Annotated in this window: 24 protein-coding genes; 4 read left to right on the top strand and 20 right to left on the bottom strand. The window is 46.7% G+C overall.

Annotated features, from left to right (window positions below):
* Positions 1-20: 20 nt before the first annotated feature.
* From artM to brxB, 4 genes are all read right to left on the bottom strand, one after another.
* Positions 21-743 (bottom strand): arginine ABC transporter ATP-binding protein ArtM, encoded by a 723-nt coding sequence (gene artM / locus V756_RS0113610; RefSeq protein WP_024715133.1) that lies wholly within the window; start codon positions 741-743, stop codon positions 21-23.
* On the bottom strand, positions 736-1,395 hold the full coding sequence (gene artQ, locus V756_RS0113605) for an arginine ABC transporter permease ArtQ (protein ID WP_024715132.1): 660 nt from the start codon (positions 1,393-1,395) through the stop codon (positions 736-738). Before artQ ends, artM begins: the two co-directional genes overlap by 8 nt.
* Before the next feature lie 82 nt (positions 1,396-1,477).
* Complete coding sequence (gene artP / locus V756_RS0113600; protein WP_024715131.1) at positions 1,478-2,245, bottom strand: arginine ABC transporter substrate-binding protein ArtP; 768 nt, start codon at positions 2,243-2,245, stop codon at positions 1,478-1,480.
* A 269-nt stretch (positions 2,246-2,514) separates the two neighbouring features.
* Positions 2,515-2,952, bottom strand: coding sequence for a bacilliredoxin BrxB (brxB, locus tag V756_RS0113595; protein ID WP_024715130.1), 438 nt, complete (start codon positions 2,950-2,952; stop codon positions 2,515-2,517).
* A 160-nt stretch (positions 2,953-3,112) separates the two neighbouring features.
* Between brxB and V756_RS0113590 the strand changes: the two genes are divergently transcribed.
* The 3 genes from V756_RS0113590 (at position 3,113) to bmrR (ending at position 6,182) form a co-directional block, all read left to right on the top strand.
* Positions 3,113-4,006 carry a YegS/Rv2252/BmrU family lipid kinase gene (locus V756_RS0113590; RefSeq protein WP_024715129.1) on the top strand — a complete coding sequence of 298 codons (894 nt, stop codon included), beginning with the start codon at positions 3,113-3,115 and terminating at the stop codon, positions 4,004-4,006.
* Between the two features lie 99 nt (positions 4,007-4,105).
* Positions 4,106-5,275: a multidrug efflux MFS transporter Bmr gene (gene bmr, locus V756_RS0113585; protein ID WP_024715128.1), complete on the top strand. Its 1,170-nt coding sequence runs from the start codon at positions 4,106-4,108 to the stop codon at positions 5,273-5,275.
* A 70-nt stretch (positions 5,276-5,345) separates the two neighbouring features.
* A complete protein-coding gene (gene bmrR, locus V756_RS0113580; RefSeq protein ID WP_024715127.1) occupies positions 5,346-6,182 on the top strand; it encodes a multidrug efflux transcriptional regulator BmrR in 837 nt (278 codons plus the stop codon).
* A 59-nt stretch (positions 6,183-6,241) separates the two neighbouring features.
* On the opposite strand, the gene V756_RS0113575 is transcribed toward bmrR, so the two are convergent.
* The 8 genes from V756_RS0113575 to V756_RS0113540 all read right to left on the bottom strand — a co-directional run bounded on the left by V756_RS0113575 (position 6,242) and on the right by V756_RS0113540 (position 16,309).
* Entirely contained in the window at positions 6,242-7,513 is a 1,272-nt protein-coding gene (locus tag V756_RS0113575; RefSeq protein WP_024715126.1) for a dihydrolipoamide acetyltransferase family protein, read from the bottom strand.
* A 21-nt stretch (positions 7,514-7,534) separates the two neighbouring features.
* Positions 7,535-8,518, bottom strand: a complete 984-nt coding sequence (bfmBAB, locus tag V756_RS0113570) for a 3-methyl-2-oxobutanoate dehydrogenase subunit beta (protein ID WP_024715125.1) — start codon at positions 8,516-8,518, stop codon at positions 7,535-7,537.
* 13 nt (positions 8,519-8,531) lie between these two features.
* On the bottom strand, positions 8,532-9,524 hold the full coding sequence (bfmBAA, locus tag V756_RS0113565; RefSeq protein WP_024715124.1) for a 3-methyl-2-oxobutanoate dehydrogenase subunit alpha: 993 nt from the start codon (positions 9,522-9,524) through the stop codon (positions 8,532-8,534).
* 21 nt (positions 9,525-9,545) lie between these two features.
* Positions 9,546-10,970, bottom strand: coding sequence for a dihydrolipoyl dehydrogenase (gene lpdA / locus V756_RS0113560; protein ID WP_024715123.1), 1,425 nt, complete (start codon positions 10,968-10,970; stop codon positions 9,546-9,548).
* 21 nt (positions 10,971-10,991) lie between these two features.
* Positions 10,992-12,083, bottom strand: coding sequence for a butyrate kinase (gene buk / locus V756_RS0113555; RefSeq protein WP_024715122.1), 1,092 nt, complete (start codon positions 12,081-12,083; stop codon positions 10,992-10,994).
* A gap of 18 nt (positions 12,084-12,101) precedes the next feature.
* A complete protein-coding gene (gene bcd, locus V756_RS0113550) occupies positions 12,102-13,196 on the bottom strand; it encodes a branched-chain amino acid dehydrogenase (protein ID WP_024715121.1) in 1,095 nt (364 codons plus the stop codon).
* An 11-nt stretch (positions 13,197-13,207) separates the two neighbouring features.
* Positions 13,208-14,107, bottom strand: a complete 900-nt coding sequence (gene yqiS / locus V756_RS0113545) for a phosphate butyryltransferase (protein WP_024715120.1) — start codon at positions 14,105-14,107, stop codon at positions 13,208-13,210.
* A 123-nt stretch (positions 14,108-14,230) separates the two neighbouring features.
* Positions 14,231-16,309: a sigma-54 interaction domain-containing protein gene (locus tag V756_RS0113540; RefSeq protein ID WP_024715119.1), complete on the bottom strand. Its 2,079-nt coding sequence runs from the start codon at positions 16,307-16,309 to the stop codon at positions 14,231-14,233.
* Positions 16,310-16,461: 152 nt separating this feature from the next.
* Between V756_RS0113540 and V756_RS0113535 the strand changes: the two genes are divergently transcribed.
* Positions 16,462-16,698, top strand: a complete 237-nt coding sequence (locus V756_RS0113535; RefSeq protein WP_024715118.1) for a DUF2627 domain-containing protein — start codon at positions 16,462-16,464, stop codon at positions 16,696-16,698.
* A 42-nt stretch (positions 16,699-16,740) separates the two neighbouring features.
* Here V756_RS0113535 and prpB read toward each other — a convergent pair whose 3' ends face one another.
* From prpB to V756_RS0113495, 8 genes are all read right to left on the bottom strand, one after another.
* A complete protein-coding gene (gene prpB, locus V756_RS0113530; protein ID WP_024715117.1) occupies positions 16,741-17,646 on the bottom strand; it encodes a methylisocitrate lyase in 906 nt (301 codons plus the stop codon).
* Between the two features lie 17 nt (positions 17,647-17,663).
* Positions 17,664-19,082, bottom strand: a complete 1,419-nt coding sequence (locus V756_RS0113525; RefSeq protein WP_081719882.1) for a bifunctional 2-methylcitrate dehydratase/aconitate hydratase — start codon at positions 19,080-19,082, stop codon at positions 17,664-17,666.
* A gap of 21 nt (positions 19,083-19,103) precedes the next feature.
* Complete coding sequence (gene mmgD, locus V756_RS0113520) at positions 19,104-20,222, bottom strand: citrate synthase (protein WP_024715115.1); 1,119 nt, start codon at positions 20,220-20,222, stop codon at positions 19,104-19,106.
* Positions 20,223-20,254: 32 nt separating this feature from the next.
* The gene (locus V756_RS0113515; protein WP_024715114.1) at positions 20,255-21,394 is read right to left on the bottom strand and encodes an acyl-CoA dehydrogenase; all 1,140 of its coding nucleotides are present in this window, start codon (positions 21,392-21,394) and stop codon (positions 20,255-20,257) included.
* A 28-nt stretch (positions 21,395-21,422) separates the two neighbouring features.
* Positions 21,423-22,286 carry a 3-hydroxybutyryl-CoA dehydrogenase gene (locus V756_RS0113510; protein ID WP_024715113.1) on the bottom strand — a complete coding sequence of 288 codons (864 nt, stop codon included), beginning with the start codon at positions 22,284-22,286 and terminating at the stop codon, positions 21,423-21,425.
* Between the two features lie 24 nt (positions 22,287-22,310).
* A complete protein-coding gene (locus V756_RS0113505) occupies positions 22,311-23,492 on the bottom strand; it encodes an acetyl-CoA C-acetyltransferase (RefSeq protein WP_024715112.1) in 1,182 nt (393 codons plus the stop codon).
* 127 nt (positions 23,493-23,619) lie between these two features.
* A complete protein-coding gene (locus V756_RS0113500; protein WP_024715111.1) occupies positions 23,620-24,351 on the bottom strand; it encodes a glycerophosphodiester phosphodiesterase in 732 nt (243 codons plus the stop codon).
* Positions 24,352-24,432: 81 nt separating this feature from the next.
* Positions 24,433-25,050, bottom strand: coding sequence for an N-acetylmuramoyl-L-alanine amidase family protein (locus V756_RS0113495; RefSeq protein WP_024715110.1), 618 nt, complete (start codon positions 25,048-25,050; stop codon positions 24,433-24,435).
* Between the last annotated feature and the right edge of the window lie 7 nt (positions 25,051-25,057).

The raw sequence follows: 25,057 nt of genomic DNA, 5'->3' as shown, positions 1-25,057 counted from the left end.
CTTCTTCTTTTTTCTATATTCTATAATATTTTCTCTAAAAAGTCCTGCGCTCTTTTGGATTTTGGCGCAAGAAAAAATTCTTTCGGATTGCCGTCCTCGACAATCGTTCCTTGATCCATAAACAGCACTCGGTCTGCCACTTCTTTTGCGAAGCCCATTTCATGCGTGACAATCACCATAGTCATGCCGGTTTCGACCAGCTCTTTCATCACCTGGAGCACTTCTTTGACCATCTCCGGATCAAGTGCAGAGGTCGGCTCGTCAAACAGCATGATGTCCGGATTCATCGCAAGAGCCCGGGCGATGGCGACACGCTGTTTTTGCCCGCCTGATAAACGGTTTGGATAGTCATTTCTCTTTTCGAACAAACCGACTTTGCGGAGCAGCTCTTCGGCTTTTTCCTGTGCAGTCTGTTTTGGCTCCTTTTTGACATTGACAGGCGCGTACATGATGTTTTCGAGAACCGTTTTGTGCGGAAAAAGATGAAAATGCTGAAAAACCATTCCGATGTTTTCCCGGACTTTTAATGTGTTGGTTTTCGGCTTCGTGATCTCCTTATCTTTGATTGTAATGGTTCCGCCGTTAGGCTTTTCCAACAGGTTTAAACAGCGAAGAAATGTTGATTTGCCTGAGCCAGAGGGACCGATTACGGCAACAACTTCACCTTCAGCGATCGTTGTTGATATATGTTTTAATACTTCGTGTTTCCCAAATGATTTTGACAGCTTTTCAACCTTAATCATTGGATTTCAGCTTCCTTTCTACAGCCTTGCCGATAAACGTTAAAATCAGGACAAGCACATAATAAATCAATCCGGCGATAATGAGCGGCTCAAGGTAATTATAAGTGGCTGCGCCAGCTTGATATGCGCGTCTCATAACATCACCAAGCCCGATGACAGTGACGATCGCCGATTCTTTTGTTAACGTAATTAATTCATTCACAATTGCAGGTGATATATTTTTGAAGGCCTGCGGCAAAAGCAGATCCTTCATCATTTTGCCGTATGGGACACCCAGTGCGACAGCCGCCTCTTTTTGCCCTTTATCAATGGCATTGATTCCGGCTCTGATAATTTCCGATACATAAGCGGCGGAATTCAATGACAGTGCAACAACCGCAGCCCAAAACTGGTCAATTTGAAAGCCGAGCAGCTGAGGAAGCCCGAAATAGACAATCATAAGCTGCAGCACTAAAGGTGTACCGCGGAACACTGATGTATAAAAATCAGCGATCCAGATCAGCGGACGAAACGTGCTGATCTTGCATAAGCTTAGCACAATACCCAATATAAGTCCGATAATGGCTGATACAATGACAATTTTCAACGTAATTGCCAAGCCTTCTAATATAAAAGGAATTTGGGGGATCGTTGCTGTAAAATCCAAATTCATAGTCTTTGTCTCCTTTTCTTACAGGAAAAAAGATTTTCCTATTCAATAAAAAGGCTCAACGAAAAAAGTTGAGCCGCTTTTTTTACTTCTCGCCAGTGAACCATTTCTTCTTCAATTTCTCAAGCTCTCCGTTCTCTTTCATTTCCTTGAGTGCTTTATTGAATTTGTCTGTCAGTTGACTATCTTTTCTGAAAGCAATCGCTGAGCCGGCTTCCTCCGCTTTCGCATCAGGAATTACAAACCCTTGCAGGTCGTCATTTGATTTGAAATACCCTTCTGCTACCATGTCTTCGATAATCGCGGCATCAAAGCGGTCTGATTTGATTTCCTGTACCAGATCGGAAATTCTGTTGCGGTCTTCTGTTTTAAAACCATATTCCGCAGAAAGCTGTTTCCCCTTCTCTTCCTGAATAGAACCCAGCTGAACGCCGACTGTTTTTCCTTTCAGGTCTTTCAGAGATGAAATGCCGCTGTCTTTTTTGCTGACAATCATATGGTTCGCTGTGTAATACACATCGGAAAAATCAACTTGTTTTTTACGATCAGGCGTCGGTGTCATTCCTGACAGAACCAGATCCACCTGTTTTGATTTCAGCGCTGTGATTAAGCTGTTGAAGTCCATATCCTGAACTTCAATTTCATACCCAGTCTTCTTCGCAAGCGCTTTTGCCAAATCCACATCAAAGCCGACAATATTATCGCCTTCTTTATATTCAAACGGTTTGTAATCCGCCGAAGTGCCCATTATAATTTTTTTCTTGCCTTCACCTGAACCAGAGTTGCTTGACCCGCAAGCGGATAGTGCTAAAGTGATGCAGGCAGCCACAAGTAATAAGAGCCATTTTTTCATGATCCATTTCCCCCATATTCATTACGTTTAGTGTGTTTGAATATTTATTCGTTAATTTGTATTTTAAACAGTTTCTTATTTTTATGCAATACTATTTTTAAAAATTATCTTCAAGCTTATTTTTCTAGTGCTCTCTTTTTTGATCATACGAGATAAAAATAGATTCATTGTACAATAAAATTGTATAATCTCTTAATATTTATTCATGTTCATCTGGAATTTTATGCATAAAAAAACCCGGGTGCCTAAAAGGCTCCGGGTTTTTCGTCTTATACTTCTTCACAATATTCTTCAAAGGCTTCTTGCAGCTTTGCCACAACCGCCATCGGTTCATGGCCTTCAATTTCATGGCGCTCTACCATTTTCATGATTTTTCCGTCTTTCAAAATCGCAAAGGACGGAGAAGATGGCGGGTAACCTTCAAAATAGTCACGCGCTCGCGCTGTCGCTTCTTTATCCTGTCCGGCAAAAACGGTAACGAGCTGATCAGGTCTTTTATCATAGTGAACCGAATGGTATGCTGCAGGTCTCGCAATTCCTCCGGCGCATCCGCAAACAGAGTTTACCATGACTAACGTCGTGCCTTTTTTCGCAAGTGCCTCATCCACCTCTTCAGCTGTTTTCAGCTCAGTGTATCCGGCAGCTGTAATTTCTTGTCTCGCCTGGCGGACAATATCATTCATAAATAAATTAAAGTCCATATTCAATGAAGACCTCTCCTTTTTCATCATCTGTTCCTATGATAGCAAGGAAACGCCCATATCGGCAAATGACATTGCTTGGCCGTGCACTTTTTTCGCTTTCCGTTTACTGCTGAGAGAAAAAGGGGATGATATTACCAGATGTAAAAATAAAGGAGCAGTTTTTATGAGCCACCGGAAAGCATTACTGATTCATAACGGAAATGCCGGCAACAAAAATATAGAAAAAGCATTAGGGACTGTGGTGCCGGTATTATCACAATCTTTAGATGAGGTGATCATTAAACAGACAAAGCAAGAAGACGACGCCTATCATTTTTGCCAATCCATTGATGATACTGTCGGCACCGTCTTTATTCTCGGCGGCGACGGCACGGTCCATCAATGCATAAACGGCATCAGTGCTTTAGAAAAAAGGCCAGCAGTCGGGATTTTGCCAGGCGGCACTTGCAATGACTTTTCGAGAGTGCTCGGCATCCCTCAAAACCTCGCAAAAGCGGCAGAAGCACTTGTGTCAGGAAAAAAAACACGCATAGACGTATGTCAGATGAATGACCGCTACTTTTTAAATTTCTGGGGGATCGGCTTGATTACAGAAACGTCAAATCAAATTAACGAAACGGAAAAAGCATTATTGGGAAAAATCAGCTATTTTACTAGTGCTTTACGAAGCGTCTCATCTGCTGCATCATTTCCAATGACATTAACAATTGACGGAGAAGAAATTAAAGAAGAAGCCGTTATGCTGCTCGTTATGAACGGCCAATACATTGGAACGAATCGAATTCCTCTGCCTGATGCCAGTATAGAAGACGGCTTACTCGATATCCTCATCTGCCGCAACACCAGCCTGACTGCATTGCGGGAGCTGATGAGCATGGAACAGGGCACAATTGACCGTTTTTCCGGAGAGCTGTCTTATATTCAGGCCTCCCGTATCGAAATTGAAACAGATACGGTCAAAAAGGCTGATATGGATGGAGAAGTTTATACACATACGCCCGCGGTGATTCAAGTCCTGCCGCAGCACATCGACATGCTTGTTCCTGCAAATGAATAACTGTCTTGCGCGCTTAGAAAGATTTTGCAAATCCGTTGACTCTCCCCTAAGAGGAGGCTTTACAGTATAAGGGATACACTTTAAAAAAGGGGAAGTCACATGGAGAAACAAAATATCACCTTAACCATATTATTGATCAATTTATTTATTGCTTTTTTGGGGATCGGACTTGTCATTCCGGTAACACCTACCATTATGAATGAATTGCATTTATCGGGTACCGCGGTGGGCTATATGGTCGCCTGCTTCGCTGTTACACAGCTCATTGTTTCACCAATAGCCGGCCGATGGGTTGACCGCTTTGGACGTAAAATCATGATCGTGATCGGCCTGTTTTTCTTTAGTGTTTCGGAGTTATTATTCGGCATCGGAAAAACAGTTGAGATGCTGTTTATATCCCGTATGCTCGGCGGTATCAGCGCGGCCTTCATTATGCCCGGGGTCACGGCTTTTATCGCAGATATCACGACCATTAAAACACGGCCGAAAGCGCTCGGATATATGTCAGCAGCCATTTCAACAGGCTTTATTATCGGCCCCGGGATCGGGGGATTTTTGGCGGAAATCCATTCCCGCCTCCCCTTTTTCTTTGCGGCGGCCTTTGCATTGCTGGCAGCCATTTTATCAATCTTCACGCTGCGCGAGCCGGAGCGAAATCCAGAGAATCAGGAACTAACGGGGCAGAAAACAGGCTTTAAACGGATTTTTGCCCCTATGTATTTCATTGCTTTTCTTATTATCCTGATTTCGTCTTTCGGTTTAGCGTCATTTGAATCGTTATTCGCGTTATTCGTTGACCATAAATTCGGATTTACGGCAAGCGACATCGCCATTATGATTACAGGCGGAGCGATTGTTGGCGCCATTACACAAGTCGTCTTATTCGATCGCTTTACAAGATGGTTTGGCGAAATTCATTTAATTCGGTACAGCTTACTTCTCTCGACGAGTCTGGTATTCTTGATGACAATCGTGAATTCTTATGCTGCGATTCTGCTAGTTACAGTCACCGTGTTTGTCGGATTTGATCTCATGCGTCCTGCGGTAACGACTTATCTGTCAAAGATTGCGGGAAATGAACAGGGGTTTGCCGGCGGTATGAATTCAATGTTTACAAGCATCGGCAATGTATTCGGGCCTATTATCGGCGGAATGATGTTCGATATTGATGTAAACTATCCATTCTACTTTGCAACAGTTTCTTTAGCCATAGGCATTGCGCTGACCATTGCTTGGAAAGCGCCTGCACATGCAAAAGCCAGCACATGATAAAAGCGTATTCTTTGTATACTGCAAAGAATGCGCTTCTTTATTATACTGATATAGAAGGAGTGATGGCATGGAGGAATCTTATTATTCAATTGGAGAAGTTTCAAAACTGGCAAACGTGTCAATTAAGGCGCTCCGTTACTATGATAAAATTGATTTATTTAAACCGGCCTACGTCGATCCGGATACCAGCTATCGCTATTATACTGATTCTCAGCTCATTCATCTGGATTTGATCAAATCATTGAAATACATCGGCACACCTTTAGAAGAGATGAAAAAGGCACAGGACTTAGAAATGGAAGAACTGTTTGCTTTTTATTCGGAGCAGGAGAAGCAAATCAGGGAGAAATTAGACTTTTTATCAGCATTGGAGCAAACCATCGCAATGGTAAAAAAGCGAATGAAACGGCAGATGGAATTTCCCGCGCTCGGCGAGGTGTTTCTTTTAGATGAAGAAGAAACACGCATCATTCAAACAGAGGCAGATGGAATCGGGCCTGAAAATGTGCTCAACGCCTCCTATAGCAAATTGAAAAAATTTATTGAATCAGCAGATGGATTTACAAACAACAGCTACGGCGCCACTTTCTCGTTTCAGCCGTACACCAGCATTGATGAAATGAAGTACCGGCATATCTTCACGCCTGTATTAACGAATAAACAAATTTCTGCGATTACGCCGGATATGGAAATCACAACAATTCCTAAGGGCAGGTATGTTTGTATCGCATATAACTTTTCACCTGAGCATTATTTTCTCAACTTACAGAAGCTTATCAAGTATGTCACTGACCGCCAATTGACTGTTGTCAGTGATGTCTACGAGTTAATCATACCGATTCATTACTCACCGAAAAAACAAGAAGAATATCGGGTTGAAATGAAAATCCGAATTGCTGAATAACCTCTATAGAAAAAGAGCATTTTTTGAATGTATGTTTCAAAAAATGCTCTTTCTGCTATTTAGTAAACTGACGTTTTCTCGTCAATCGATTCTAAAATTTGTTTTACCCGTCCCAAGAATCGACCGCACACAAGGCCGTCCAGCACTCTGTGATCCAAGGACAGGCACAGATTGACCATGTCTCTGACAGCAATCATGCCATGCTCCATGACTACCGGGCGTTTGACGATAGATTCCACCTGAAGGATGGCAGCCTGAGGGTAGTTGATAATGCCCATCGACTGAACAGATCCGAACGAACCTGTGTTGTTGACGGTAAACGTCCCTCCCTGCATGTCGTCTGCTGAAAGTTTTCCTTCTCTTACTTTTTTGGCGAGATCCGTAATTTCTCTCGCAATGCCTTTAATTGTTTTTTCATCAGCGTTTTTAATCACAGGAACAAATAAAGAATCCTCTGTGGCAACCGCGATTGAAATATTGATATCCTTTTTCTGAATGATTTTGTCGCCCGCCCACATGCTATTCATTTGCGGGAATTCTTTTAACGCCTGAGCGACTGCTTTTACAAAAAAGGCGAAGAACGTTAAATTAAATCCTTCTGTCTTTTTGAAGGAATCTTTTATACTGTTGCGATATGCCACCATGTTTGTGACATCAACTTCCATCATCGTCCAAGCATGCGGAATTTCTGTTTTGCTCCGTTTCATATTAGAAGCAATCGCTTTTCTTACAGCTGTAACTGGGATTTCTTGATCTCCGGCGGCAGACGCAGGATATGAAATTTCTTCCTTCGGCTCCGGTTTTGGTCCAGCTTCTGATGCGGGAGCTGCTGTCTTCGGCTCCTCAGCACGTTCTTGCACGCCGCCTGTTTCAATGACTTGTTGAATATCTTTTCGCGTAATGCGGCCGCCGGCACCTGTTCCTGTCACTTGATCAAGATCAATGCCATGCTCTCCGGCCAAACGAAGTACAGCCGGCGAGTAGCGCTTTTTATTGGGCTGATCGTTTGCTTCGGCGCTGCTTTCTGCGACAGGCGTCTCAGCTGCTGATGCCACTGGCTGCTCCTGTTTTTGTTCGGCCGGATCTGCGCCTTCTATTTCGATTTTACAAATCACTTCCCCGACTTCCAGAGTCTGGCCTTCTTCGCCAACAAGCTCTGTAATCGTCCCGCTAAAAGAAGACGGAACCTCTGCATTTACCTTATCCGTCATGACTTCCGCGATCGGATCGTATTTGTTCACTTTATCACCTGGGGCGACAAGCCATTTGCTGATCGTCCCCTCTGTCACGCTTTCTCCAAGCTGCGGCATCGTCATTTGTTCAATTGCCATGATTGTATCCTCCTTACGTCTTTAAAACTCCGCTAATTCTCTCATCGCCGCTTCCACTTTATCAGGGTTGAGCATAAAGTATTTTTCCATTGTCGGCGCATAAGGCATAGCCGGAACATCAGGACCTGCAAGCCGTTTGATCGGCGCGTCTAAGTCGAACAGACAATGCTCGGATATAATCGCGGCCACCTCACTCATGATGCTGCCTTCTTTTGTATCTTCTGTGACCAAAAGGACTTTACCTGTTTTGGATGCGGCTTCGATGATGGCTTCTTTATCAAGCGGATAGACTGTTCTTAAATCAACTACATGCACTGAAATGCCATCTTTTTCGAGACGTTCTGCAGCCTGTAGTGCGAAGTGGACACACAGGCCATAAGTGATCACCGTGATGTCGTCGCCTTCCCGTTTTACATCAGCCTTGCCGATCGGCAGGACATAGTCATCTGCCGGAACCTCTCCTTTTATGAGACGGTACGCGCGTTTATGCTCAAAAAACAGCACCGGATCTTCATCACGAACCGCGGCTTTTAAGAGTCCTTTCGCGTCATACGGCGTTGAAGGCATGACAATTTTCAGTCCGGGCTGATTGGCGAAAATCGCTTCGACTGATTGAGAATGATAAAGTGCCCCGTGCACGCCTCCGCCGTATGGCGCTCTGACGACAATTGGGCAGCTCCAGTCATTGTTGCTTCGGTAACGGACTTTAGCAGCCTCGGAGATAATTTGGTTGACCGCCGGCATAATAAAATCGGCAAACTGCATTTCGGCAATCGGCCTCATGCCGTACATAGCCGCTCCGATACCGACTCCGGCGATCGCTGATTCAGCAAGCGGCGTATCCATCACGCGCTCTTCTCCGAACTGTTCATAAAGTCCGGCTGTGGCTTTAAACACACCGCCTTTTCTTCCTACATCTTCCCCAAGGACGAAAACGCGAGGGTCTCGTTCCATTTCTTCTTTCATCGCCAAATTGATTGCATCAATATATGACATTACTGACATTTGTTCTTCCTCCCTACTTCGCATACACATAATCAAGCGCTGACTCAGGAGCTGCATAAGGAGCGTTCTCCGCTTCATCTGTCGCTTCATTGATGATTGCCATGATTTCATCCAGCATGGTTTGTTCTGTCTCATCAGACAGCAGGCCTATTTCTTTTATGTAAGCTTGATAAGTAAGCAGAGGGTCACTTTTTTTAGCTTCCTCTACTTCTTCACGGCCTCTGTAGCTGCTGTCATCGTCATCACTGGAATGCGGTGTAAGGCGGTAAGAAATGGTTTCAATTAATGTCGGGCCCTCTCCTCTGCGCGCCCGTTCACGCGCTTCTTTGACCGCTTGATAAACTTCCAGCGGGTCGTTTCCATTCACGGTTACGCCAGGCATCCCATAGCCTACAGCACGGTCGGAAATGTTCTCACATGCGACTTGCTTATCGTATGGGACTGAGATTGCGTACTTATTGTTTTCACACATGAAAATAACCGGCAGCTTATGGACAGCGGCAAAGTTTGCCCCTTCATGGAAATCGCCTTGGTTCGAAGAGCCCTCACCAAACGTAACAAAGGCTGCGATATCCTTTTTCTCCATCCGTCCCGCCAGTGCAATGCCGACTGCGTGCGGCACTTGCGTTGTAACCGGAGATGATCCTGTCACGATGCGGTTTTCCTTTTGCCCGAAATGCCCCGGCATTTGACGGCCTCCTGAGTTCGGATCTGCCGCTTTAGCAAACCCGGACATCATTAGGTCCTTTGCCGACATGCCAAACGCCAGCACAACGCCCATGTCTCTATAATACGGCAGTACATAATCCATCTCGCGGTCAAGAGCGAAAGCAGCTCCTACCTGTGCAGCTTCCTGTCCTTGACAAGAGATCACGAACGGGATTTTGCCAGAGCGGTTTAACAGCCACATTCTTTCATCGATTTTTCTTGCTAACAGCATGGTTCTATACATATCAACGGCTTCCTGATCCGTCAGCCCTAGTGCTTGATGTCGGTTTGTACTCATTCAAGCCCCTCCTTTATGCTTTTAAAAATGAATGGCTTTGCCGTCTGCGGCAAGCGCTGCTTCTCCAATTGCTTCAGAAAGCGTTGGATGCGGATGAATCGTTTGTCCAATCTCCCATGGCGTCGCGTCCAGCACTTTGGCAAGCCCCGCTTCTGAAATCATGTCAGTGACATGCGGGCCGATCATATGCACGCCAAGGATATCATCGGTATCACAATCAGCCACAATTTTTACAAATCCGTCGCTTTCTCCGTATACAAGCGCTTTTCCAATGGCCATAAATGGGAATTTGCCGATCTTGACATTATGTCCGTTCGCCTTTGCCTCTTCTTCGGTTAAGCCGACACTGGCAGCTTCAGGGCTTGAGTAGATGCACTTCGGTACAAGTGCTGACTCAAGCGGGTGCGGATTGAGGCCCGCAAAGTGCTCGACGGCAATGATTCCTTCATGTGATGCAACGTGTGCTAACTGAAGGCCCCCGATCACGTCTCCGATTGCGTAAATATGAGATTCCTTCGTTTGGCAGCTTTCATTAACTGAAATGACGCCATTTTCAGTGACAATATCGGTGTTTTCGATGCCGATGCCTTCGATATTTGCCTGTCTGCCGATGGAAACGAGCATTTTTTCTGCGGAGTAGGTAACCGTTTCTCCAGCTTTTTCAGCCTGTATGCTAATGTCATCCGGCGTTTTTGTCATTGTGTCAGGCAGCACTTTTGCCCCTGTGACGAACTGAATGCCTTTTTTCTTCAGAAGACTTTCCATTTCTTTTGAAATGTCTTGATCTTCAGTCGGCAATATGCGGTCCGCGTATTCAATAACCGTAACCTTCACGCCAAAATCATGAAGCATAGACGCCCACTCAATCCCAATAACGCCTCCTCCGACGATGATGATCGATTTAGGGAGCTTCTCCATTTGGAGAGCCTCATCCGAAGTCATGACATGCTCGCCGTCCGCTTCAAGGCCCGGAAGCATTTTCGGTCTTGATCCTGTTGCAATGATGACTTGTTTCGGGATCAGCATATCATTTTCTTCGCCATTTCCCCGTTCTACAGAAATCGTTCCCGGCAGCGGAGAGAAGATTGACGGACCGAGGATACGCCCATATCCGTTATACACGTCGATTTTTCCTTTTTTCATTAAATGACTCACGCCGGCCGCAAGCTTATCAACAACAGCTTGCTTACGCTGCTGGACTTTTTCAAAGTTGAGGGATACGCCAGCCGTTTCCACTCCGAATTGATCAGCTTCACGGGCTGTCCGATATACCTCTGCGCTTCTAAGCAGCGCTTTACTCGGGATACAGCCTTTATGCAGACATGTTCCTCCGAGATTTTCCTTTTCTACAACGGCTGTTTTTAAGCCGAGCTGAGCGGCTCTGATGGCCGCGACATAACCGCCGGTACCACCGCCCAATATGACTACATCATACTCAGTTGCCATGGTGACTCACTCCTCGTCTGTCTATTCAATACGATATTGTTTAGATTGCTCTTCGCCCAGCAATACCCTGAGTGCCCCTTGCGCCAGAGACTGCAATTCATTTTCTCCCGGATAGACGAAAACATCTGAAATCCAATCTATGTATGATCTGATACTGGAAACAAAGCTTTTGCCGTACGCAAGGCCTCCCGTCAGCACAATCGCTTCCACTTCACCTTTTAAAACAGCACTGGCTGCCCCAATTTCCTTCGCTACCTGATATGCCATGGCATCAAAAATGAAGCGTGCTTTTTCATCGCCTCTCTGAATCATTTGTGCCACTTTTTCTGCCTCATTCGTACCGAGATAGCCGAAAAGCCCGCCAGTGCCAACCAATTTTTTCATCATTTCTTCTTTTGCATACTGTCCTGAAAAACATAAATTGATAAGGTCGCCCGCAGGCACTGTTCCTGCACGTTCAGGACTGAATGGCCCCTCTCCGTGAAGGCCGTTGTTGACATCGACCACTCGCCCATGGTCATGGACGCCAATTGTAATACCGCCGCCCATATGGGTAACAATCAATTTTGTATTCTCATACCGTTTGCCAAGAGAGGCTGCCGCCTTACGGGCGACAGCTTTTTGGTTTAACGCATGGAAAATGCTTTTCCGTTCAATCTCAGGCATGCCTGAGATTTTTGCGAGCTCTGACATTTCATCTACGACAACAGGATCGACGATATATGAAGGGATGTTCAGGCCGTCAGCGATTTCCCGCGCGATAATGCCGCCGAGATTAGAAGCATGCTGGCCGGCATAGCCGCTTTTCAAGTCCTCAATCATGTCATCATTCACTTCGTAAGTTCCGCCTTCAATCGGCCGGATAAGGCCGCCTCTGGCACAGACTGCATCAAACTTTGAGATATTGATTCCTTGTTCATGAAGCGTTTCAAGAATTTGGTATTTTCGAAACTCATACTGATCAATAATATGGTCAAATCGCTGCAGCTCTTCAATGTCGTGTCTCAATGTTTTTTCAAAAATGCTACGTTCGTTATGAAAAACACCAATTTTCGTTGAAGTTGAGCCTGGATTAATTGTGAGAATGCGCTTTTCCTCATGTAGCACTTCCATAACCCCCAGTTCAATTTCTTAACGTCTGCTTAATACACTGTGGCCGTTTTGCAAAAACTGGCTTCTTGAGCGACGCATGCGTTCAATCCGTTCCTCTGCCAAGCGGTCAGCCGCTAAATACGTCGGAATGCCGTCACGCTGAGAAATATCAAGCACTCGCTCAATATTGCCGTAAATGCCTTCAACTTTCTTCAATGCGCGTTCTGCATTATAGCCGTTTAGCTCATCTGCCACGTTAATGACGCCGCCCGCGTTAATGACATAATCCGGTGCGTACACGATGCCCATTTCGTGAATTTGATCGCCATGGCGTGTTTCTTTTAATTGATTGTTTGCCGCACCCGCGATGACTTTTGCCTTCAGCTGTCTAATGGTGTCATCGTTGATTGTCGCACCAAGCGCGCACGGCGCATAAATATCGCAGTCTTGTGTATAAATCTCTTCCGGATCGACGGCACGGGCGCCAAAATCTTCAACTGCACGCTGTACGGATTGTTTGTTGATATCCGTAACGATTAAATTCGCCCCTTCTTCATGCAGGTGGCGGCATAGGTTGTAGGCCACGTTCCCCACCCCTTGCACAGCGATGGTTTTTCCTTCAAGAGAGTCGGTTCCGAAAGCGGCTTTAGCTGCTGCCTTCATTCCTCTGTACACTCCATACGCCGTAACCGGGGATGGATTTCCGGAAGACCCGAAGGCAGGTGAAATCCCTGTGACATAGTCTGTTTCATCATGAATGATGTCCATATCCTCAACCGTTGTGCCCACATCTTCAGCTGTAATGTACCTGCCGTTCAGTCCTTGAATAAAACGGCCAAACGCGCGGAACATTTCTTCATTTTTATCTTTGCGCGGATCGCCGATAATGACTGTTTTTCCGCCGCCAAGGTTTAAGCCTGCCGCCGCGTTTTTATAGGTCATGCCTTTTGCCAGCCTGAGCGCATCTTCAATTGCCGCTTCTTCATTTTCATATGTCCACATTCTTGTTCCGCCAAGCGCAGGACCTAGTGTTGTATCATGAATCGCGATAATCGCTTTTAAGCCTGATTGTTCATCTTGGCAGAATACCAATTGTTCGTAATCATATTTCTCCATATATTTAAAAAGTTCCATGTTTGTTCCTCCTAGTGTGTGTATTCTTCAGATGCGCATATCGCCAGCGCAATCGAATACAGTTTATTTTCAGCGGAGTCCGCTCTGCTCGTTAAGGCAATCGGCGCTTTAGCTCCTGAAATCACTGCCGCCACACTGGCCTTCGCAAAATAAATCAGTGATTTATATAAAATATTGCCGGCTTCAATTGTTGGGACGAGAAGGATATCAGCGCTGCCCGCTACGTCTCCTGAAATGTTTTTCTGGGCTGCGGCAATTTGTGATACTGCGTTATCCAAAGCAAGCGGGCCATCAACAATACAGCCTTTGATCTGGCCTCTTTTGCACATTTGAACAAGAGCGGCTGCATTCATTGTCGCTTCCATTTTCGGGTTCACCGTTTCGACCGCTGCCAGAGCAGCTGCTTTTGGCATATTGTTCCCTACCGCACGGGCCACATAAACGGCATTTTGCAAAATGTGCCGAAGCTCTTCCAGCGAAGGGGCAATATTCATTGCCGAATCTGTCACAAGCATCAATCTGTCAAAATCCGGTATATCAAACACAGCCACGTGGGAAAGGATATTGGATGACCGAAGGCCCTCCTGTCTGTTCAATACCGCTTTAAGCAAAACAGAAGTCGGTACATTTCCTTTCATTAAAACGTCCGCTGTTTTGTGATGGACAGCATGAACGGCTAATTTTGCCGATTCCTCAGGTGTGTTGGCATGAACGATTTCCACTTGATGGCCTTGCATGGATGCTGTCAGCTCGTTCAGCTTTTTGCTGTCCCCCGTTAACAAAAAACGGGCGGATAGGTGCTCGGCTGCCAGCTTTACAGCCCGGATCACTTCCTCATCCTCAGCATGGGCAACCGCAATGGTCTTGTTTTTGTACATCGACGCTTTGCCGATCAAATCTTTCAGCTTCATCTGTTACCACCTTTCTTATTTCGACTCCGCCTTTTATTATGCAAGTTCCATGCCAGCTCCCCGCTGCGCTGTCATACCTGATGTATTGAAGACTCGTGCAGATGCTTGCGTTTATTCTGCAAATTATTGCATGCCTTCATTTGCAAGGCCGTATTTATCCATTTTGTAATATAAGTTCCGAATGCTGACACCGAGAGCTTTCGCTGTTTTTGTCCTGTTAAAATGATGCTTTTCGAGCGTTTGCTGGATCAAATGCGCTTCAAATTTTTCTACTGCAACAGACAGCTTTTCACCTTCAATATCCGGAAAATCAAAGCCTGTCCCCTGTTCTGTGACGCTTTCTGTTTGCTTAAGTTCGAATACAGGCAAGTGATCTTTTTCAATCCATTCCATATGCGGATTCAGAAAAATCATGGCTCGTCCAAGGACATTTTCCAGTTCGCGGACATTGCCGGGCCAGTGGTAAGCGGATAAGGCACGCAGGGCTTGCTTTGTAAGCCCCTTTACATTCCTGCCATAATCCCTGTTAATCTTTTGAATAAGCCTGACGCTGAGTGCCTCAATGTCCTCCAGCCGCTGCCGCAAAGGCGGGATCGAGATCGGATAGCGATTAATCCGGTAATACAGGTCCTCGCGAAACATTCCATCCGCCATCGCTTTTTCAATATTTACATTTGTAGCAGCAATCACTCTGACGTTGACAGGGATTGCTTTCGCGCCGCCCACTCTGACGATTTCCTTCTCTTGAAGGACGCGGAGCAATTTCGCCTGCATATTTTGTGTCAGCTCGCCGATCTCATCTAAGAAAATACTGCCATTATTCGCTTCCTCGAATAAGCCTTTTTTGCCGCCGCGTTTCGCTCCCGAAAATGCTCCATCCTCGTAGCCGAACAATTCTGATTCGAGCAGGTTTTCAGAAAGGGCTGCACAATTCACGCGAATAAATTTATTGTATTTCCGATCGCTTTCGTTATGGATGGCATGGGCGAACAGTTCTTTTCCCGTTCCTGATTCTCCGCGCAGCAAAATGGTTGCCGGCGTTTTCGCCCCGAGCTTTGCCTGCTCAAGCGCCACCAGCATTTGCTCGCTTTTGCCGATAATGTCGTCAAAAGTGTATTTTGCTTCTAACGTGCGAATGATTTGTCTGGCGCGGTCCAGCTCAGCTGTCAGCATTTTAATTTCGGACACATCGTGAATCACACCGACGCTGCCCTTCAAAATCCCGTCCACAATCACCGGCGCTACATTGACGATGACCTCTTTTTTATTCGGGCCGACCTTCATTCTGACACCGCGGACAGGGCGTCTTGTTTCCAGCACCTTTAAATGCATGCTTTCGCCTTCAGAAATATCGGTGCTTGCTGGCTTGCCGATGACTTCTTTTTCAGAAAGCCCCGTCATTTTCGTATACGCTTTATTGATCAAGAGGCCGATGCCGTTTTCATCAACGACAGAAATCGCTTCATCGGAGGATTGAATAATCGCCTCAAGCATCGTACGGACCTGCTTTAAGTTGGTCACTTCCTCTGCCAGTTCGACCGCGTCTGTGATATCTTTAAATACACAAAGCGCCCCGAGCAGGCGTCCGCCTTCATCAATAATCGGCAGCCTTGTCGTTACAATTTGCAAATGATCGTCTAAAAGCTGCTTCTGGTTATATTCAGGCACTCTTGTTTTTAAAATCCGCGGCATCTCCGTGCTCGGAATGACTTCTTTTATCGGTTTCCCGATCACTTCCTCACGCTTTTTCCCGACTATTTTTTCAGCCATATGGTTAAAAAGAATGATTTCTTCATTGATATCAATAAAAATCATCCCGTCATGGGTGGAGTTAAAAATTCTGTCGTGTTTGTATGTTTGCTCTTTCAGCATTTGAATCAGGTGCTGCTTTTCTTCCATCAACTGAAAAACGATGTACGCCATTTTTCCCGGCATGACAATGGTCTCTTCATGCTTTTCCTGCAGGAGTTCGTCAAACACCGCTTGATCGCCGGCCGTATGAATGACGATATCCGGTTTTTGCTGTATGTAAGGTCTCCAATCAGATGAAACGGCAATCCCATACTGTTTTGCTTCTTTCAATCCCGGCGCCTCGGGGTCTTTGTCAATAACGGCAATGATCTCTATGATGGCTGTTTTGATCAGCATATGTAATAACGCCGTTCCCCTTTTACCGGCACCTACAATCAGTACCTTTTGCATCCCGTTACCCCTTTATATGAAAAAATTTGCACACCTATTTATTCCGTTGCAATAATTTGCACAACCCTATGTTACCACGTTTTCTTCTCTTGACAAAATATTTTTTCCACTGGACAATAAAGGAAATATAAAGATAAAGGGGTTTTCTGAGGATGAGCCGACTTCTTGCGCTTTTGATATTAGTCCTCCCCGGCGCCATTTCCGCCTTAGGCATTAAGCTGATGAGGGATTCGCTTTTCGGCCATACAATAAAGCCGTTTGCAGCTCTTTGGCTCCAAGCTTTGTCAGGATTCATCTTTTTTGCGTTCGGCCTTTATGTGCTGGCCGGGTTCATTTTATACAGAGACAGAAAACGCAATCAAGTCAGCCCGCGATTCAGAAAACGATAGCAGCAAAAAAGCCGGAGTGTTCTCCGGCTTTTTTGCTCGAAACTATTCATCAGGCAAAACGGTCTTGGCGATCGCTTTATCTAACGCTTCATAGTCATAATAGGAAATCGTATCGTACAGTTCTTTTCGTGTCTGCATATCGTGAAGGCCTTCTTTTTGTGAGCCGCTCTCCTTCATCAAACGAAACATCCGCTCATAAGCTTTTGCCGCCGCCCGAAGCGACGTGACAGGATAAATCACCATCTGAAACCCCATATCTTCGAATTCTTCGGCGCGATAATACGGCGTTTGCCCAAACTCGGTCATATTCGCAAGGAGCGGAACGGAGATGCGCTCGGCAAACTGGCGGAATTCGTTCTCCGCCTGAAGCGCTTCAGGGAAAATCGCGTCCGCTCCAGCCTCCATATAAGCCTCTGACCGTTTCATCGCGGCATCAAGCCCTTCCTGCGCCCTGGCATCTGTACGGGCAACAACGATAAGGGAGGGTGCCGCTTGCTTGATCGCTTTTATTTTTTGCGCCATTTCCTTTGTCGGAACGAGCTGTTTGCCATTTAAATGCCCGCATTTTTTCGGGAGCTGCTGGTCTTCTATTTGAACGGCGGCAATCCTCGCTTCAAACATCTCACGGGCGGTTCGGGCGGCATTTAACACACCGCCAAATCCCGTATCGATATCAACAAGCAGAGGGAGATCAGCTGCACGTACAAGATCTTTGGCTCGCTCAGCCATCTCTGCCGACGTGATGATTCCTAAATCAGGAAGCCCCCTGCTGGCTGTATATGCCGCACCAGACAAATACATAGCAGAAAAACCGGCCTCCTTCGCAAGCAAGGCGGCCATCCCGTCATGGGCACCGGGGATTTGAAGAATGTCCGGCGCTGACATTAGCTTGCGGAAGCGCCCGGCAAGCTCCTCTTGTGACGATTGCTTATTGACGATCCACGACATGACGCAAACCTCCTTTTTTATACGCAGAACATATCTACAAATTCATTGACGCGCATCGTTTGTAATGTCTCATAGCTGGTACAGCGCTCATAAATGTGTTTGTGCTGTTTATCAGCAAAATGGGCTTTGAGATTGGCAGAAAACTTTTCCAGCAGTTTCGGCACCGCCTCGTCTCTTCGAAAACGATGGCCTAGCGGAAATTCACATTCCACCATTTCCGTGCTTGTTCCATCTTTAAAATGAACCTGTACGGCATTTGAAATCGAACGCTTATCGGGTTTCAAATAATCCTCGGTATATGTTTTATTTTCAGTCACTTCCATTTTATTACGAAGTTGATCGATTCTCGGATCACTTGCCGTCTCAGCCTCATAATGCTGCGCGGTGATATCACCAAGCAGCAAACCGATCGCTGTGATGTATTGGAGGCAGTGGTCACGGTCCGCCGGATTGTGAAGCGGTCCTTTTTTATCAATGATTCGGATAGCGGATTCGTGTGTTCTGATCACAATACGGTTAATCTCATCAACCCGGTCCTTTACCTGCGGATGAAGTATGACAGCGCACTCGGCTGCTGTCTGAGCATGAAATTCCGCAGGATATGACACTTTAAACAGCACATTTTCCATAACATAAGCATCGAGCGGACGGGCGAGTTTGATCTCTTGTTTATTGAATAAAACATCTTGGAAGCCCCACCCCGGTGCGCTCAAAGCAGTCGGATAACCCATTTCTCCTTTTAACGCCATCAGCGCCAAATGAACGCCTCTGCTCGTTGCGTCCCCTGCCGCCCACGATTTGCGCGAGCCTGTATTCGGTGAATGTCTGTATGTCCTCAAGGCTGCGTTATCAATCCATGCGTTCGAAAGTGCATTTTTGATTTCTTCTCTCCCGCCGCCTAATAGCTTTGCTGCAACAGCGGTTGTCGCAACTTTGACAAACAGCACATGATCAAGGCCAACTCGGTTTAAGCTGTTTTCTAACGCGAGCACACCTTGAATTTCGTGTGCTTTGATCATCATTTCAAGTACGTCGCGTACCGTTAAAGACTCTTTTCCTTCAGACAGCCTTACTCTCGATACATAATCAGCAACAGCAAGGATTCCTCCCAGATTATCAGACGGATGCCCCCACTCCGCCGCCAGCCACGTATCGTTGTAATCGAGCCAGCGGATCATGCAGCCGATATTAAATGCAGCCCTTACCGGATCGAGAACATATGACGTTCCCGGCACTTTGCTTCCATTCGGCACAATTGTTCCGGGAACAATCGGGCCGAGCAGCTTTGAGCATTCAGGATAACGGAGCGCCAAAATCCCGCAGCCCAGCGTATCCAGCAGCACATGCCCGGCTGTTGTAAACGCCTCAGAACTTGTAATCTCTTTCTCTAGCACATAGTCAGTGATTTCTTCAATGACGTGATCCGTTTTTAGCATTCTACCAGTTCCTTTCATCATTTAAGATTTCGCCTGTTGACGCGGGCCCAAATAGCTGACACGAGGGCGAAAGAGACGGTTATTGGCATGCTGTTCAATGACATGGGCGCATAAACCGGCCGTTCTCGCGCTGAAAAAGACAGGCGTATACAAAGGAATCGGTATGCCGAGCATCCAATACACCGGTGCAGCGTAGTAATCTAAATTCGGATAAAGCCCTTTTTCTTTCTCTATCAGCCGCTCGCCTGCCTCACACATCTCGTATAAACGATGGTCACCGGCTTTGTCGCATAATTGCTGGAGTGCCTCTTTCATCATGAGTGCTCTCGGGTCCATTTTTTTCATATACACTCTGTGGCCGAATCCCATAATTTTTTCTTTTCTTTTCAGTTTTGTTTGCAGAAGCTGTTCAAAATCGGACGTTGTTTCCGCATCCAAAAGCATATACATCACAGCTTCGTTTGCTCCACCGTGAAGGTTTCCTTTCAGGGAGGCGACAGCCCCTGTCAAAGCGCCATAAAGATCCGAATGTGTAGAAGCGATGACCCTTGCCGCAAAGGTTGAATTCGGCATCTCATGCTCACTGTACAGGACGAGCGACCGGTCAAAGATTCGTTCTTCCAGTGAGGACGGCAATTTCCCTGTCATCATGTATAGAAAATTCGCACTGTAGGATAGGGTTTGCTGCGGAAGAATCGGCTCTTTTTTATTGATGATTCTGTAGCTGGCAGCAGTGAGGGCAGGCATTTTCCCGAGAAGCTGATAAGCGCGTTCTTTGTTTGCGGAAGGAGACCGATCATCAATTTGCCGATCATAGCCGGCAAGTGCCGACAGGCCGGTACGCAGGCTATCCATCGGATGCGTGTGCACAGGGAGCAGCTCAAGCAGTCGGAGAATATCAGCCGGCAGATTTGATGCGCTGTTTATGCTTCTTTCCAGCGTTTTCGTTTCACTTTCTGCGGGAAGCCGGCCCTCCAGCAATAAATGGACAAGCTCCAGGTAGCTTTTTGTTTTAGAAAGTTCCATCAAGTCATAGCCTCTTATCAAAATCTGGCTGGACTGCGTGTCAAGATAAGAAATGTGCGTTTCTGCCGCAATGACACCGTCCAATCCCGGAGAATATCGCTGTTTCTCCTCCATATCCTCAACCCCCGTTTTGCGTTTTTTGTCAATCAGGTTCCATCAAGCAGATGCTTGGAAATAATCAGTCTTTGAATCTCATTCGTCCCTTCATAGATTTGCGTTACCTTTGCGTCGCGAAGCAGCCGCTCAACCGGATAATCCTTCATATAGCCATATCCGCCGAAAATTTGGACGGCGTCTAACGCCGCTTTCACTGCTGTGTCTGAAGCAAATTGTTTAGCCATTGACGCTTCTTTTCCGCAGGCCAGCCCGCGGTTATGAAGGTCTGCGGCGTTGTAAACCAGATGCCTTGCCGCCTCAGCCCTAGTCGCCATATCAGCCAGCTTAAAAGATATGCCTTGATTGGCTGCGATTGGCCTTCCAAATTGCACTCGCTGCTTCGCATAATTTACGGCATGATCAAGAGCCGCTTCTGTAATTCCGAGCGCCTGTGCCGCAATGCCGATGCGGCCGACATTTAAATTCGCCATGGCAATGTGAAAGCCATCACCTTCTTTGCCAAGCAAATTCTCTTCAGGCACTTCTGCGTTATCAAACATCAGTTCCGTCGTATTAGAGCCATAAAGCCCCAGCTTTCTTTCTTTTTTTCCAACGGTAAAGCCGGGTGTGTTTTTTTCAACAATAAAAGCCGAAATCCCGTGCCTGCCTTGATCTTGAGCCGTTAAAGCAAACGTGATATAGATATCGGCTGCTCCGCCGTTAGTAATGAATATTTTCGATCCGTTTAATAAGTATTTGCCGTTCTTTTTGATTGCCGTTGTGCGGAGGCTTCCAGCATCCGATCCTGAATGAGGCTCCGTCAGCGCAAATGCACCCACATGTTCTCCTGACGCGAGATTTGGTATATATTTCATTTTTTGTTCTTCGTTTCCGAAATACAGAATCGGATTTGTGCCGACCGAGGTATGAACGGAAAGAATGACGCCGACAGCCGCGCTGATTTTGGAAATCTCATGAATCGCCAAAATATAAGAAACAACATCCGCCCCAGCGCCGCCGTATCGTTCCGGCACCGGTATCCCCATCAGGCCGTGCTTACCCATTTTTTCGATCAGCTGAAACGGAAATTCGTCCGTTGTCTCCATAATTTCCGCAGCGGGAGCAATTTCTTTTCGGGCAAAATCACGCACCATTTTTCGCATCATGACTTGCTCTTGGGTTACATACAACTCGGCCACCCCCGGATGGAATTGACTTTCAGGAAGTCCTCTCCTCATATTGATAAAAGCCGCGCCCGCTCTTTTTGCCAAGCCAGCCCGCTTTGACGTATTTGCGGAGCAGCGGGCAAGGACGGTACTTGGAATCACCTAGGCCGGAATGAAGAACTTCCATAATCGACAAACACGTATCCAGCCCGATAAAATCCGCTAAAGTAAGCGGGCCCATCGGATGGTTCATGCCCAGCTTCATCACCTCGTCTATCGCCTCAGGCTTTGCCACCCCCTCATACACACAATAGATGGCTTCATTAATCATCGGAAGAAGCACTCGGTTGGAAACAAACCCCGGAAAATCATTGACTTCTACCGCTGTTTTTTCCATTTTTTCCGCTAATCCCTTAACATCTGAAGCCGTTTCTTCTGACGTAGCCAAGCCGCGAATCAATTCAACCAGCTTCATCACGGGAACGGGATTCATAAAATGCATGCCGATGACTCGATCAGGCCGGTTTGTCACCGCAGCAATTTCTGTAATAGGCAAGGAGGACGTATTGCTGGCCAAAATCGTATGTGGCGGGCAAATGCGATCCAGTGTTTTAAACAGCTCGGTTTTAGCCGCCATATTTTCTGCGATAGCTTCTATCACAATGTCCGCATGCTTCGCCTCTTCAAGCGTTTGAGAAATCGAAATACGGCTGATTACACCCTTCACTTCCGCTTCAGTCTTTCTTCCTTTCTCGGCATCACGGGTTAACTGTTTCTTCAGCCGCTTTACCCCTGCCTCCGCAGCCTCAGAATTTACGTCATACAACCGCACATAAAAGCCCGCGCTGGCAGCTGTTTGCGCGATTCCGCTTCCCATCTGGCCTGCGCCAGCTACCATCATTTGTTTGATTTTCATTCAAATCCCCTTTTTCATCATGTTTTAATGAACCTGCACCAAGACGGCGTCTCCCTGAGCCGCACCGCTGCAAATGGCGGCAACACCCAGTCCCCCTCCCCGACGCTTTAATTCGTAAACGAGCGTCATGAGAATTCTCGCCCCGCTTGCGCCGATCGGGTGGCCAAGCGCGATCGCCCCGCCGTTTACATTTACTTTTTCCAGGTCGAAACCGACAATTTTTTCGCATGTCAAAACAACAGAAGCAAACGCTTCATTTACTTCAAACAAGTCAATATCATGGACGGCTAACCCATTGTTTTTCAAGAGTTGGTTCATTGCGAATCCCGGGGCTGCCGCCAGTTCGTGCGCGGGCAATCCCGTCGTTGAAAAATCAAGAATTGTAGCCAGAGGCCGTTTGTCAAGCTCAGCAGCTTTGTCCTCAGACATCAGCACGAACGCGCCGGCTCCGTCATTGACCCCGGGAGCATTGCCGGCTGTGATAGAACCGTCACTTGTATAAATCGGAGAAAGTGTCGCAAGCTGATCCATACTTGTGTCACGGCGGATCGCTTCATCCATTTCTGCCGTGTTTGGTTTTCCTTTTCGGTCGATCCAGCTGACGGGAACAATTTCATCCTGAAACTTCCCTTCATCAGCTGCCTTAGCTGCCCGCACATGACTTCTTAGCGCCCATTCATCCTGCTCCCGGCGTGAAATTCCATATTCCCGGGCTGCTGTATTTCCGTGAACAGCCATATGCACCTCATCAAACGCGCACGTTAATCCGTCATATACCATTAAGTCCCTAAGCTCACCGTCCCCCATCCGCGCTCCCCAGCGCCCGGCGGGAACGGCATACGGAATATTGCTCATGCTTTCCATTCCTCCGGCGACAAGAATGTCCGCATCTTGCGCCCGGATCATTTGATCACATAATGTGACGGCGCGCAGTCCGGATGCGCAGACTTTATTCAGCGTTTCTGACGGCACACCCCACGGCATTCCAGCCAGACGGGCAGCCTGTCGGGAAGGGATCTGTCCTGAACCTGCTTGAACAACCATGCCCATGACAGTTCCTTCCACCTCATTTCCAGATACTCCGGCCCGATGTAACGCCTCCTTCATCGCAATGCCCCCAAGCTCGACAGCTTTCACCTCTTTCAATGCTCCGCCGAATTTGCCAAATGGCGTTCTTGCGGCACTTACAATGACTGTTTTTCTCATGTTTTCACCTCATTCAGAAAATAGACAGCGCTTACAATTTCTAGTTGTCTTCTATGAATGTATGCTTTGAAGCGGGCATGAATGAATGAAAAAAGAAGGCTGAGCGAACAGCCTTCCTCTGAAACAACTATTCATTTTTCAGCATGGCCACAGCCTTTGCAGGAAAATCGGTGAAAATGCCGTCTGCCCCCGCTTCGATGAGGCGTTTCATATCTTCCGGCCGATTGACCGTATACGGTCTGACCTTGATCGAACTGTTCCTCATTTTCTTCAGTACATCATCAGCTGCAGCCGGACTGTTCAGTCTCGGGTGATAGCCGGAAGCCGGAATTGATGTGATATACCGATCAGCCTGATAAAGCACATCTGAAGTTAATGCCGCCCTTTCGATATGAGGAGCAAGCCGGGCACATAGCGCCAAGCTTTCATGATTAAACGTAGATAGGATGACCCTTTCCTCTAAATGGAACCGCTTCACTTCCTCAAGTACTTTTTCCTCCATTCCCTCATAGCGGATCACGCTGTTTTTTAATTCAATGTTGAGGAGAAAATGCTTTTTCTCTGCCCAAAAGAGCACGTCTTCAAGCAGCGGCACTTTGGTATCACTGTACGTATGGTGGTGGTTTGCGGCCGCATTCGCCGTTTTTATCACATCATACGCTGTATCCTTTACGAATCCTTTGAGTGATGTCGTCCGATCGAGCCTTTCATCATGGATCACAACAATTCGTCCGTCTTTTGCCAGCTGTACATCAAACTCTATTCCGTCCGCCCCTGCTTCAATTCCTTTTTCAAATGCAAGCATTGTATTTTCGGGATATTGACCTGATGCCCCTCGATGGGCAAAAATCTTTGTCATCGTTTCACCTCAAGCCCTACAGTTTTCTCTATTATACTGATTTCGGCGTTTCCACTCTAGGATTAAGGCTGTAACAATCTTCTAATCGTAATAAGAATCAATGCCATTGACAATCGCATCCGCTGCCTTTTGCTGGTAACCTTCGTTTCCGAGCTTGTCCGCATCAGAGCTGTTTGTGATAAATCCAAGCTCCGCGAGAACACTCGGCATTTGAGAATATGTAATGACGTAAAAGCCTGATTCTTTTACGCCTCTGTCTCTCGTCTGTAAGGATGAGACGAGCTGCGACTGAATATTGGCTGCCAGACGCCGGCTGCTTTCCGCTTCATAGTCAGACTGAAAATATGTTTCTGTTCCAGACGCTGAAGCAACCCCTGAATTCACATGAATGCTGACAAAAAGATCGGCCTGATTGGCACTTGCTTTTGCCACTCTGTCCTCCAAGGTCAGAAAATGATCGTCAGACCTGGACGCAACAGGATTAGCCCCCTCCGCTTTCAGCTTGTCCGTCACCTGCTCGGAAACAGCTAAATTTATATCCTTTTCAAAGAGCCCGTTCCCGACTGCTCCGCTGTCTTCCCCGCCGTGTCCGGCATCAATGTAAACTGTTTTCCCTTTTATCGGCTCCGCCGCTTGAGCACAAGGCGCGAGCGTCAGAGCCAATCCGCATATCGCCAAACTCCTCCATAACATTCTCAACTTTCTC

It is taken from the genome of Bacillus tequilensis KCTC 13622 (assembly GCF_000507145.1).
Lineage (GTDB): Bacteria > Bacillota > Bacilli > Bacillales > Bacillaceae > Bacillus > Bacillus tequilensis.
This window is presented reverse-complemented; position numbering and strand designations above follow the sequence as displayed.

Bases quoted from the DNA above. Each gene is read 5' to 3' on its own strand.
- V756_RS0113510 (WP_024715113.1), bottom strand. From the start codon at position 22,286: ATGAAAATCAAACAAATGATGGTAGCTGGCGCAGGCCAGATGGGAAGC.
- V756_RS0113590 (WP_024715129.1), top strand. From the start codon at position 3,113: ATGAGCCACCGGAAAGCATTACTGATTCATAACGGAAATGCCGGCAAC.
- yqiS (WP_024715120.1), bottom strand. From the start codon at position 14,107: ATGAAGCTGAAAGATTTGATCGGCAAAGCGTCGATGTACAAAAACAAG.
- V756_RS0113500 (WP_024715111.1), bottom strand. From the start codon at position 24,351: ATGACAAAGATTTTTGCCCATCGAGGGGCATCAGGTCAATATCCCGAA.
- buk (WP_024715122.1), bottom strand. From the start codon at position 12,083: ATGGAAGTGCTACATGAGGAAAAGCGCATTCTCACAATTAATCCAGGC.
- V756_RS0113540 (WP_024715119.1), bottom strand. From the start codon at position 16,309: ATGCAAAAGGTACTGATTGTAGGTGCCGGTAAAAGGGGAACGGCGTTA.
- bmrR (WP_024715127.1), top strand. From the start codon at position 5,346: ATGGAGGAATCTTATTATTCAATTGGAGAAGTTTCAAAACTGGCAAAC.
- V756_RS0113535 (WP_024715118.1), top strand. From the start codon at position 16,462: ATGAGCCGACTTCTTGCGCTTTTGATATTAGTCCTCCCCGGCGCCATT.
- artQ (WP_024715132.1), bottom strand. From the start codon at position 1,395: ATGAATTTGGATTTTACAGCAACGATCCCCCAAATTCCTTTTATATTA.
- artM (WP_024715133.1), bottom strand. From the start codon at position 743: ATGATTAAGGTTGAAAAGCTGTCAAAATCATTTGGGAAACACGAAGTA.
- mmgD (WP_024715115.1), bottom strand. From the start codon at position 20,222: ATGGAGGAGAAACAGCGATATTCTCCGGGATTGGACGGTGTCATTGCG.
- bfmBAA (WP_024715124.1), bottom strand. From the start codon at position 9,524: ATGAGTACAAACCGACATCAAGCACTAGGGCTGACGGATCAGGAAGCC.
- bmr (WP_024715128.1), top strand. From the start codon at position 4,106: ATGGAGAAACAAAATATCACCTTAACCATATTATTGATCAATTTATTT.
- V756_RS0113525 (WP_081719882.1), bottom strand. From the start codon at position 19,082: ATGCTAAAAACGGATCACGTCATTGAAGAAATCACTGACTATGTGCTA.
- V756_RS0113575 (WP_024715126.1), bottom strand. From the start codon at position 7,513: ATGGCAATTGAACAAATGACGATGCCGCAGCTTGGAGAAAGCGTGACA.
- bcd (WP_024715121.1), bottom strand. From the start codon at position 13,196: ATGGAACTTTTTAAATATATGGAGAAATATGATTACGAACAATTGGTA.
- bfmBAB (WP_024715125.1), bottom strand. From the start codon at position 8,518: ATGTCAGTAATGTCATATATTGATGCAATCAATTTGGCGATGAAAGAA.
- lpdA (WP_024715123.1), bottom strand. From the start codon at position 10,970: ATGGCAACTGAGTATGATGTAGTCATATTGGGCGGTGGTACCGGCGGT.
- artP (WP_024715131.1), bottom strand. From the start codon at position 2,245: ATGAAAAAATGGCTCTTATTACTTGTGGCTGCCTGCATCACTTTAGCA.
- prpB (WP_024715117.1), bottom strand. From the start codon at position 17,646: ATGTCGTGGATCGTCAATAAGCAATCGTCACAAGAGGAGCTTGCCGGG.
- V756_RS0113505 (WP_024715112.1), bottom strand. From the start codon at position 23,492: ATGAGAAAAACAGTCATTGTAAGTGCCGCAAGAACGCCATTTGGCAAA.